Genomic DNA, 9,166 nt, shown 5'->3' with positions numbered 1-9,166 from the left:
AGCGAAGTACCGAAGCGAAGCGCAGTGCGGAATGCCCCGACCCTTGCGTCAGCAAGGGGCACGCCCAAAAAATTAAAAAGCAAATTACTTTTAGACCTAACTTAATCAAGTTTGTATTTTTGCTGATAAGGTTATACCTTTGTACAGATGAAAAAGAAAATAAAACTCATAGAAATTGCCCACGGCAGAAGTGGTGATAAAGGAGATGCCTCTAATGTGGGAATCATTGCTCGCCACCCCAAGTATTATGAGTTTTTGAAAAATACACTTACAGAAGAAGTAGTAGCTAAATACTTTGAAGGCTTTTGCCATAAAGTAGTACGTTATGAACTGCCTAACCTACACGCTCTAAATTTTTTACTTTACGGTTCTTTGGGAGGAGGAGGAACAGTATCCCTTAAACTAGACGCACAAGGTAAAACCCACGCCGCAGCACTTTTACGAATGGAAGTAGAAATAGATGAAAATTTACTAAAAGATTAACATAATTTTGTTGTGTACATGGAGATTACAGGTTATTCCGCCGTAGCAGAAAAACTTAAAGGTTCAGATATTCTCAAAATAGCTAATCGCCTGCGGGATATGATAGCCCAAGGCGAGCGAGTATGCAATTTAAGCGTAGGGGATTTTAGTCCCAAAGAGTTCCAAATTCCTCAAACCCTCAAAAAACTAATTATTCAAAGCTATCAAAACAATGAAACAAATTATCCACCTTCCTACGGCACAATAGAACTTCGCAAAGCTGTACAAGCCTTTTATAAGAGAAAATTCGGATTGGAATATGAGTTAGATGAAATTCAAATTACCAGTGGCTCAAGACCTGTAACGCATGCTTTTTATTCCTGTACATTAGACCCAAATCACACTCTTCTCTACCCCGTACCTAGCTGGAACAACGATTTGTATGCTGTACTAACTCAAGCTAAAGAAATTCGCCTACTTACAAAACCTGAAAATGGGTTTCATCCTGTACGAGAAGAATTAGAACCTCATATTGAAAAAGCGAACGTTTTAGCACTCTGCTCACCGAGTAACCCAACTGGCACAATGTTTACAGAGAAAGCCATTCGTGGAATATGCGAATTGGTATTACAAGAAAATGAACGTAGAAAAGGAAAACAAAAGCCCCTTTACGTACTTTTTGACTCTGTATATTGGATGCTTACTTTTGGAAAGTACAAGCATTACAATCCCGTAGTGCTTTACCCTGAACTTAAAAACTATGTAGTAATCGTAGATGGTATTTCTAAGTGCTTTGCTGCTACGGGCGTAAGAGTAGGCTGGGGCTTAGGTCCCAAGCATCTTATTAGTAAGATGACTCATGTTATCGCGCATGCAGGAGCATGGGCGCCACGAGCAGAACAAATTGCCTTAGCACAATACCTCTACCTTGATGAAGACATTGAAGAATATGTACAGAAAACTAAACAAGAAATCTCTCAACGGCTAAACAAACTTTATGAAATTATGCAACATCTAGCCCAAAAAGGATATCCTGTTTATGCTATTGAACCGCAAGGAGCTATGTACCTCTCTGTGCAGTTTAACCTTTTTGGCAAAAAAACACCCCAAGGTGTAGTATTACAAAATAATAGCCAAATTGCTGAATACTTGTTAGAATACGCTAAGCTTGGTATTGTTCCTTTTCAAGCCTTTGGATACCCAGAGGAAAATGGATGGTTCAGACTATCCGTAGGTGCAGTGAGCATGCAGGATATAGATTGGCTAGCAGAAACAATAGAAAAAGCAATGATGCAACTTAATTAAACCTTTCTGCTCTGTTTTAAGTTACTTTTGTAGGTTCTAATTTTTATTTCTAACTTGCAAAGCCAAAAAAGTATGAATCGTGTTCAAATTGCACCTGATAAAGTAGTTGATATTCTATCTCGCCATATCTTGACCGATGGCTATGACCTTACTTTGGATATGAAAAATAGTCATGGGTCGTATTTGTATGATTCGAAGCACAAAAGAGAACTATTAGATTTCTTCACCTTTTTTGCATCAGCGCCTATTGGTTTTAATCACCCTAAAATGCTCAATGACAAAGAATTTTTAGATGCTCTTATGCGCGCAGCACTGACTAATCCCAGCAACTCTGACATTTACACTGTGGAATACGCCCAATTCATGTCTATTTTTGAGCGCGTAGCCATGAATAAAGACTTCAAATATGCTTTCTTTATTGCAGGAGGGACATTAGCTGTAGAAAACACGCTCAAAGCTGCAATGGATTGGAAAGTTAAAAAGAATTTTCAAAAAGGCTACCGATACGAAAAAGGACATCAAATTTTGCATTTTGAACAAGCTTTTCACGGTAGAAGCGGATATTGCTTATCTCTAACCAACACCAGTCCCGAAAAGACAGCTCTATTCACTAAATTTGATTGGCCCCGAGTAATCAACCCTAAAATCAAGTTCCCCTACACAGACGAAAACTACGAAGAGCTCAAAAAACGAGAAGAGCTAGCCATCAAGCAAATCAAACAACACTTCTATGAGCGCAAAGATGATATTGCCGCAATTATCATTGAACCTATTCAAGCCGAAGGAGGGGATAACCATTTTAGAGCAGAGTTTTTACAAGAACTCAAAACCTTGGCATTAGAAAATGAAGCTCTACTTATTTTTGACGAAGTACAAACAGGAGTAGGTTTAACAGGTAAATTCTGGGCTTATGAGCACTTTGGTGTAGTACCTGACATGATTGCTTTTGGTAAAAAGATGCAAATTTGCGGCTTAATCTGTGGGGAACGCATTGATGAAATACCTGACAATGTATTCCACGTACCTAGCCGTATCAACTCTACTTGGGGCGGAAATTTGGTAGACATGGTTCGTGCAGGTAAGATTCTAGAAATTATTGAAGAGGATAACTTGGTAGAAAACGCTGCTATTGTAGGCGAGCATCTACTTCAAAGATTATATAGTGTCGCAGAAGCTTATCCTGACAAAGTGAGCAATGTTCGTGGGCGTGGCTTAATGTGCGCATTTGACCTTACTTCAAGAGCTCAAAGAGATGCGCTTATCCGAGAAGCTATGAAGGAAGGTTTGTTTTTATTAGGTTGTGCGGAAAAAACCATACGTTTTCGCCCACCTTTGAATATCAGCAAGGAGGAAATTGATAAAGGCGTGGATATTATTAAACATGTAATGCCTAGAATCTAATGTATTTTTTAGCAAACTAACATCGCCGCAGATTTTTACTTTTCTGCGGCTACTGCTTTATTAAAGCAACAAACTGCATTTTTTAAGCATTTTACAAAAGAGGATTTCATTTTTTTGGGCGTGCCCTTGTGGGCTTTTGCCCACAAGGTCGGCGTGCTACGGGCTACGCTATCGCTTCGGTGCTACGCTACGCTTCGCTCCGCACCGTGCTAACGCACGCCCTTCGCATGCCTCACGCAAAGGATCTCTGAAACCATCGTTTCTCTGTTTCTTATGCAAGGTTTTAGTTTGTAAGAGATTGTATTTTAAGCATAAACAAGGTAGAGACATAATTGCAAAGGTTGTTCGCGTGAGGGGCATGGAGCATGCCCGTAAGGGCAGTACGAAGCGCAGCGAAGTACCGAAGCGAAGCGCAGTGCGGAATGCCCCGACCCTTGCGCAGCAAGGGGCACGCCCAAAAAAAATAAATCCTCAAATCATATATCTTTGCTTCATGATTACTTCCATGACAGGTTTTGCAAGTGTCGCACAAACTTTTAATGACTATCAAATACAATGTGAAATGAAATGCCTCAACAGCCGAGCAATAGAACTTACTCTAAACCTGCCCCAATACCTCAACGACAAAGAAATAGAAATCCGCAATGTCTTAACACAAAAGTTAGAACGGGGCAAAATATATTTCAATCTCTCTATTGAGTTTGCTTCTACACACAGCTTGACCGAATTTACTATTGATGAGCACACCGCAGTAGGATATTGGAACGCTATACAAAAACTAGCTCATAGGTTAAACATACCTGTTACAGAGCGCAGCTTTGTTCACCTACTTCAAATGCCAGAAATATGGAAAAAAAATAACTCTACCGATGTCCCTCAATTGTGGCAAAACATATTGAACGTAATACATCAAACCATAGAACAAGTGTTAGCTTTTAGGACGCAGGAAGGTAAAAACATAGCCAAATTCTTAAAAGAAAGTGTAAAAAAAATTCAGAGTCTTACCATGGAAATAGAAAAATATGAGCTCAACCGTATTCCTGCGATGAAAGATAAATTGCTCCAAATTCTCAAAGAGTATTCCGTCAACTTGAATGAGGATAGATTGATGCAAGAGTTGGTATATTATGCTGAAAAATATGACATTACAGAAGAAAAAACTCGTCTATTACATCACTGCCAATACTTTGTAGAAAGTTTAGAAAGTCCGCAAAATAATGGAAAAAAATTGCAGTTCATTGCTCAAGAAATGCATCGAGAAGCAAATACGTTAGGCGTCAAATCTAATCACATAGAGATACAAAAAATAGTCGTCAGAATTAAGGAAGAAATTGAAAAAATAAAAGAGCAGCTCAATAATGTTGCGTAGATTTGTCTTTTTAATCCAATAATTGAATTTTTGCTAATGGGCTACAAAAGCAAAGTTATTATATTTACTGCGCCAAGCGGTTCGGGAAAAGGTAGTATACTTTCTCGTGTATTACCCTTGTTCAAAAATATTGCTTTTTCGGTATCTGCTACTACACGCGCGCCGCGCAAAGGCGAAATAAACCATGTACATTATCATTTCATCACAGTAGAGCAGTTTCAAAACCATATCAAAAATAACGATTTTTTAGAGTGGGAAGAGGTCTATGAAGGCACATTCTACGGAACACTTAAAAGTGAAACCTATCAACTGCTCAATCAAGGCAAGCATGTTCTTTTTGAGGTAGATGTTAAAGGCGCTTTATCTATCAAGAAGTATTTTCAAAATCGGGCTTTATCTATTTTTATTCAACCGCCCAGCTTAGAGGAGCTCAAAAAGCGCCTTATTGAACGAGGTACAGAAACCGAAATTACCTTACAACAACGGCTAAAAAAAGCAGAAACCGAAATTATGCAAGCCCATTTATTTGACAAAGTTGTTATCAATGATGATTTAGAAGCAGCTTGTCAAAAAGTTGAAAAAATTCTTAGAGATTTTATAGGTGAGCAGAATGAAAAAACACCGTTTTAATCATTTTTACACTACTGAAAGTGTTTATTTTTGTTTAAAGGGGATAAAGCCCATTTCAGCCACTAATTTTTGGGCTTCATCGGTAGTGGTCCAATCTAAAAAATTTTTTACTTCGGGCTTGGGATTTTTGTGTGTCATTAAATACAAGTGCCGTATGAATACGTATTTGTTTTGGTCAATGTTTTCCTTAGTAGGAGGATAAAAATTTTTATCCAAAACTACATTATCACAATCCTGCAAAGGTAGTACAGTAACATTTTTAGATGCATGCAAAAGCTTTCCATAAGCAATAGCGTGGACATCCTTTTCTACTTGGGCTACCATTTCTTGGGAAGTATTTTTGATAGGTAGCCCTTCTGCATATTCTTTGTTAAGCATCAAAACGGCTTGAAAAGTTTGAGAAGTACCTGACAAATCAGGCATACGAAATGCCTTGATAGGTGCGTTTTTACCTCCTACTTGTTTCCAGTTGGTAATTTTGCCCGAAAATATGTCTGCTAATTGTTCACAAGTAAGCTGTTTAACAGGATTTTTTTTATGTACAAAAACCGCTAAAACTTCAGTACCAATGACCTTTTTAACCAAAGGTTCTTCATAAAAACTATGCATTTCCTCAGCAATAGTAGTTAGAGGAGGTTTTGTAGTAGCACAAATATCTACCCTTTTTGCCCTAAGGTCTTCTAGTCCTTTTTCAGAGTGACCACCTTTGACATCTATGATGATATTTGGATTTTTTTGCATGTAAGTTTCTGCTAAGCGTATCATCATTTTTTTCATCGTTTCTGAACCTGATATGTAAATATGCGCCTGTTGGGCAAATACATTCGCTGCACCTATTATTCCACAAATGATTAAACTTTTGACCTTGTTCAAAATCATGTAAGCAAATATACTAAAAGGTTAGGCATATCTAACTTTGTTAAAGACATTTGCGTTGTACATTTGCAGATAGGTATGAGATACGGGATTATTGGCGGAGGTCCAGCAGGTTTATATGCAGCTTATTTGCTAACTCAGGCAGGAATAGATTGTACACTGTTTGACCACCAAATTCCTTATGAAAAACCTTGTGGGGGTGGGGTTACTAGCAAAGCTTTTAGACAGTTTGAAATATTGAAAGATTTGCCAACTTTCTCAAAAATTATTCATGATTTCCGATTTATTGCCCCTAATAATCGAGAAGTGAAGGTAAAGTGTCAGCAACCATTACAGATTGTATCTCGTAAAGCATTGAGCATATACATGTTAGAAAAGTGCAAGGAGGTTAATGTAAAGTGGATACCTGAGCAAGTTCAAAAAATTATTCATACTTCTACAAGCTTTGAGGTACATACGCACACTCAACATGTTTACAGGTTTGATTTTATTATTGGTGCTGATGGGGCTCAAGGTATAAGCCGCAGATTTCTTGGCGCTCCCCCATTTTTGAAAAACAGATATTCAGGAATAGGCTACTACATTGAAGGATTGAACGAAAACGAAGCTGTGATTAAGTTTTACAAAAAACGCACAGGATATTTGTGGGTATTTCCTCGCCAAGACCATAGTTCGGTAGGTTTTTTCTCATTAGCAGGAAGTTTTTCCAAAGAGTTGGCTTACAATACGGTTAAAGAATTTTTATCTACTTACTATCCTAGCTTTGAGCTTAATCCCAAAAAGTATTATTCGGCTACTATTCCTATTGTGTGGCAATGGCATCCTGGACATATACAAGGCAAAAACTGGGCTTTAATCGGTGATGCAGGCGGATTTACAGATCCAATTACAGGGGAAGGAATTTACTATGCTTTTAAGTCCGCAGAGTATTTAGCCCAATCTATCATTGACAACAAGGTGGAAGAGTATTATCAAAGGTGTAGCCCCATCATTCAGGAGTTACAGAAGTCGGCTTCTATTTTTCCGAAGTTTTATCAAACTTGGTTTACTAATGCTATGGTTTTGATGGCGCAGAAAAGTCCGTTTATTCGCAAGGTTCTAACAGATTTGATACTTGGGCAGCAGCCTTATACTACGCTCAAAGCTACTTTGAAAAAAAATATTCCGCTGGTGTTGAGTGAAATAGTCGGGATAAGGTGAATTTTTTGACAGTTTTTGAACTATGAAGTTTTTTTGGGCGTGCCCCTTGCTGACGCAAGGGTCGGGGCATTCCGCACTACGCTTCGCTTCGGTACTTCGCTAACGCTTCGTACTGCCTAACGGCATGCTCCATGCCCCTCACGCAATTGACCTGTGCAGTTATGTCTTTACCTTGTTTAAGCTTGAAATACAAGTACTTACAAGCTAAAACTTTGCATAAATTACAGAGAAATGGATTTTTCAGAGATTCAATTGCGTGAGGCATGCGGAGGGCGTGCGTTAGCACGGTGCGGAGCGCAGCGTAGCACCGAAGCGAAAGCGTAGCCCGAAGCACGCCGACCTTGTGGGCATGAGCGCAAGCGAAATGCCCACAAGGGCACGCCCAAAAAAATTAAAATCTAACCCTTATGTAAAAACATAAACCTTAGTCTTGGTTCAGTTTCTATACTTTGCAAACTCTGAATTTATCCAATCCCAAAATTATCATTTACCTCTTTGAGTATATGCCCCATTTCTTGGTAATACTTTTCAGATGCAGGAACTAAGGGCAAACGAACATTCTTCAAACATATTCCCATTATTTCTAATGCTGCTTTTACTCCAACAGGATTACCTTCTGCAAACAAAAATTCCATAAAACGCAACAACTTGTAGTGATACTCACGAGCTTTGTCATAATCGCCCTGCAAAGCAAAACGCACTTTTTGACTTACCTCACGCGGAAATACATTAGCGGCTACGGAAATTACTCCAATAGCACCCACGCTCACAAAAGGCAGAGTTAAATTGTCATCCCCTGAAGTAACTAAAAATGAAGCAGGCTTTTGAGCAATAATATGCATAACTTGATGTACACTCCCCGCCGCTTCTTTGACCGCAACTAAATTTTTGAAATCGTTCGCTAAACGTAAAATTGTTTCAGGATTCATGTTAATCCCTGTACGAGGTGGGATATTGTACATAATAATCGGCAAATCTGTGCTTTGAGCAATAGCCGCATAGTGCGCATATATTCCATTCTGATTAGGTTTATTGTAATACGGACATACAGACAAAATTCCATCTAATTTGTAGTTTTTGGTATAATACTCTACCTCCTGAATAACTTGGCGAGTATCATTTCCCCCAATCCCCATAACCACAGGCAGCTTGCCCTGATTGGCTTCTAGTACAGTTTCTATAATTTGTTTTTTCTCTTCTTTAGTAAGAGTAGGGCTTTCACCTGTTGTACCCATAGGGACAAGATATTCCACACCCCCTTCTATCATGCGGAATACTAATCTTTGTATAGCCTTGGTATCTATTTGATTATCTGCTGTAAAAGGTGTTACCAAAGCTACTCCTGTTCCTTTGATAAATGCTGTATTCATGGTCTTATTTTTTGCAAATAATGAATGATAGAAAGTAAATTTTGTTCATTTAGATTACCGTAGATATCAGGAATAACTAATTCATAACAATCCCAATTACTGTCATGTATGCCTACACGCATAGTAATATCCATTGCACAGCATAAGTACTGCGCAGCAATATTATCTTTTGGGGTAAGGTCAATAGAGACATCAAAGTGCTGGTCTATAAACATTTCTACGGCAGAGTATTTAGGAATGCCTAGTAAATTTGTTTGGGAGTTATCAATGCGTGTGCGTTCATAGGTGTAAGGAAGTAAAGAAGGTTCTTTTTTGCTTTTGAGAAATTCTAATACCTTAACCCGAGTAGTATGTTTTTTCAATGTATCAATAAACTTAGTAATACACACCGCTTCATTAACATTCTGCGGAGAAATAAACAAAATAAAGCTTTTAGTATCTTGCCAAGCAATACTGCTGTGAACAAAGTGCTTTCTTTTATTCAATCGCTGAAATTGAAGTCTCTGAATAATTTTGAGCGGCATATCTGCATGAGCAAATTAACACAAAATTT

11 protein-coding genes are annotated in these 9,166 nt (G+C 38.4%); 7 read left to right on the top strand and 4 right to left on the bottom strand.

The window, feature by feature from the left end; translation table 11 throughout:
• Window positions 1-147 precede the first annotated feature (147 nt).
• From NZ519_02075 to gmk, 6 genes are all read left to right on the top strand, one after another.
• Window positions 148-483, top strand: a complete 336-nt coding sequence (locus NZ519_02075) for a hypothetical protein (GenBank protein ID MCS7027527.1) — start codon at window positions 148-150, stop codon at window positions 481-483.
• Between the two features lie 18 nt (window positions 484-501).
• On the top strand, window positions 502-1,767 hold the full coding sequence (locus NZ519_02070; GenBank protein ID MCS7027526.1) for an aminotransferase class I/II-fold pyridoxal phosphate-dependent enzyme: 1,266 nt from the start codon (window positions 502-504) through the stop codon (window positions 1,765-1,767).
• Window positions 1,768-1,839: 72 nt separating this feature from the next.
• Window positions 1,840-3,168 (top strand): L-lysine 6-transaminase, encoded by a 1,329-nt coding sequence (gene lat, locus NZ519_02065; protein ID MCS7027525.1) that lies wholly within the window; start codon window positions 1,840-1,842, stop codon window positions 3,166-3,168.
• Between the two features lie 128 nt (window positions 3,169-3,296).
• Window positions 3,297-3,419, top strand: a complete 123-nt coding sequence (locus NZ519_02060) for a hypothetical protein (GenBank protein ID MCS7027524.1) — start codon at window positions 3,297-3,299, stop codon at window positions 3,417-3,419.
• Window positions 3,420-3,673: 254 nt separating this feature from the next.
• Entirely contained in the window at window positions 3,674-4,537 is an 864-nt protein-coding gene (locus NZ519_02055; GenBank protein ID MCS7027523.1) for a YicC family protein, read from the top strand.
• A 36-nt stretch (window positions 4,538-4,573) separates the two neighbouring features.
• Complete coding sequence (gene gmk, locus NZ519_02050) at window positions 4,574-5,167, top strand: guanylate kinase (protein ID MCS7027522.1); 594 nt, start codon at window positions 4,574-4,576, stop codon at window positions 5,165-5,167.
• A 24-nt stretch (window positions 5,168-5,191) separates the two neighbouring features.
• On the opposite strand, the gene NZ519_02045 is transcribed toward gmk, so the two are convergent.
• Window positions 5,192-6,046 carry a phosphate ABC transporter substrate-binding protein gene (locus NZ519_02045; GenBank protein ID MCS7027521.1) on the bottom strand — a complete coding sequence of 285 codons (855 nt, stop codon included), beginning with the start codon at window positions 6,044-6,046 and terminating at the stop codon, window positions 5,192-5,194.
• Window positions 6,047-6,121: 75 nt separating this feature from the next.
• Here NZ519_02045 and NZ519_02040 point away from each other — a divergent pair, with 75 nt between their 5' ends.
• A complete protein-coding gene (locus tag NZ519_02040) occupies window positions 6,122-7,243 on the top strand; it encodes an NAD(P)/FAD-dependent oxidoreductase (GenBank protein ID MCS7027520.1) in 1,122 nt (373 codons plus the stop codon).
• 76 nt (window positions 7,244-7,319) lie between these two features.
• Here NZ519_02040 and NZ519_02035 read toward each other — a convergent pair whose 3' ends face one another.
• From NZ519_02035 to NZ519_02025, 3 genes are all read right to left on the bottom strand, one after another.
• Window positions 7,320-7,577: a hypothetical protein gene (locus NZ519_02035; protein ID MCS7027519.1), complete on the bottom strand. Its 258-nt coding sequence runs from the start codon at window positions 7,575-7,577 to the stop codon at window positions 7,320-7,322.
• Between the two features lie 130 nt (window positions 7,578-7,707).
• Window positions 7,708-8,613, bottom strand: a complete 906-nt coding sequence (dapA, locus tag NZ519_02030; GenBank protein MCS7027518.1) for a 4-hydroxy-tetrahydrodipicolinate synthase — start codon at window positions 8,611-8,613, stop codon at window positions 7,708-7,710.
• Window positions 8,610-9,137 carry a hypothetical protein gene (locus NZ519_02025; GenBank protein ID MCS7027517.1) on the bottom strand — a complete coding sequence of 176 codons (528 nt, stop codon included), beginning with the start codon at window positions 9,135-9,137 and terminating at the stop codon, window positions 8,610-8,612. The genes dapA and NZ519_02025 overlap by 4 nt, the downstream gene beginning before the upstream one ends.
• Window positions 9,138-9,166: the final 29 nt, after the last annotated feature.

The sequence above is a fragment of the Bacteroidia bacterium genome (assembly GCA_025056095.1).
Taxonomy (GTDB): Bacteria; Bacteroidota; Bacteroidia; order JANWVE01; family JANWVE01; genus JANWVE01.
This window is presented reverse-complemented; position numbering and strand designations above follow the sequence as displayed.

Bases quoted from the DNA above. Each gene is read 5' to 3' on its own strand.
- lat (MCS7027525.1), top strand. From the start codon at position 1,840: ATGAATCGTGTTCAAATTGCACCTGATAAAGTAGTTGATATTCTATCT.
- NZ519_02045 (MCS7027521.1), bottom strand. From the start codon at position 6,046: ATGATTTTGAACAAGGTCAAAAGTTTAATCATTTGTGGAATAATAGGT.
- dapA (MCS7027518.1), bottom strand. From the start codon at position 8,613: ATGAATACAGCATTTATCAAAGGAACAGGAGTAGCTTTGGTAACACCT.
- NZ519_02075 (MCS7027527.1), top strand. From the start codon at position 148: ATGAAAAAGAAAATAAAACTCATAGAAATTGCCCACGGCAGAAGTGGT.
- NZ519_02025 (MCS7027517.1), bottom strand. From the start codon at position 9,137: ATGCCGCTCAAAATTATTCAGAGACTTCAATTTCAGCGATTGAATAAA.
- NZ519_02070 (MCS7027526.1), top strand. From the start codon at position 502: ATGGAGATTACAGGTTATTCCGCCGTAGCAGAAAAACTTAAAGGTTCA.
- gmk (MCS7027522.1), top strand. From the start codon at position 4,574: ATGGGCTACAAAAGCAAAGTTATTATATTTACTGCGCCAAGCGGTTCG.
- NZ519_02055 (MCS7027523.1), top strand. From the start codon at position 3,674: ATGACAGGTTTTGCAAGTGTCGCACAAACTTTTAATGACTATCAAATA.
- NZ519_02040 (MCS7027520.1), top strand. From the start codon at position 6,122: ATGAGATACGGGATTATTGGCGGAGGTCCAGCAGGTTTATATGCAGCT.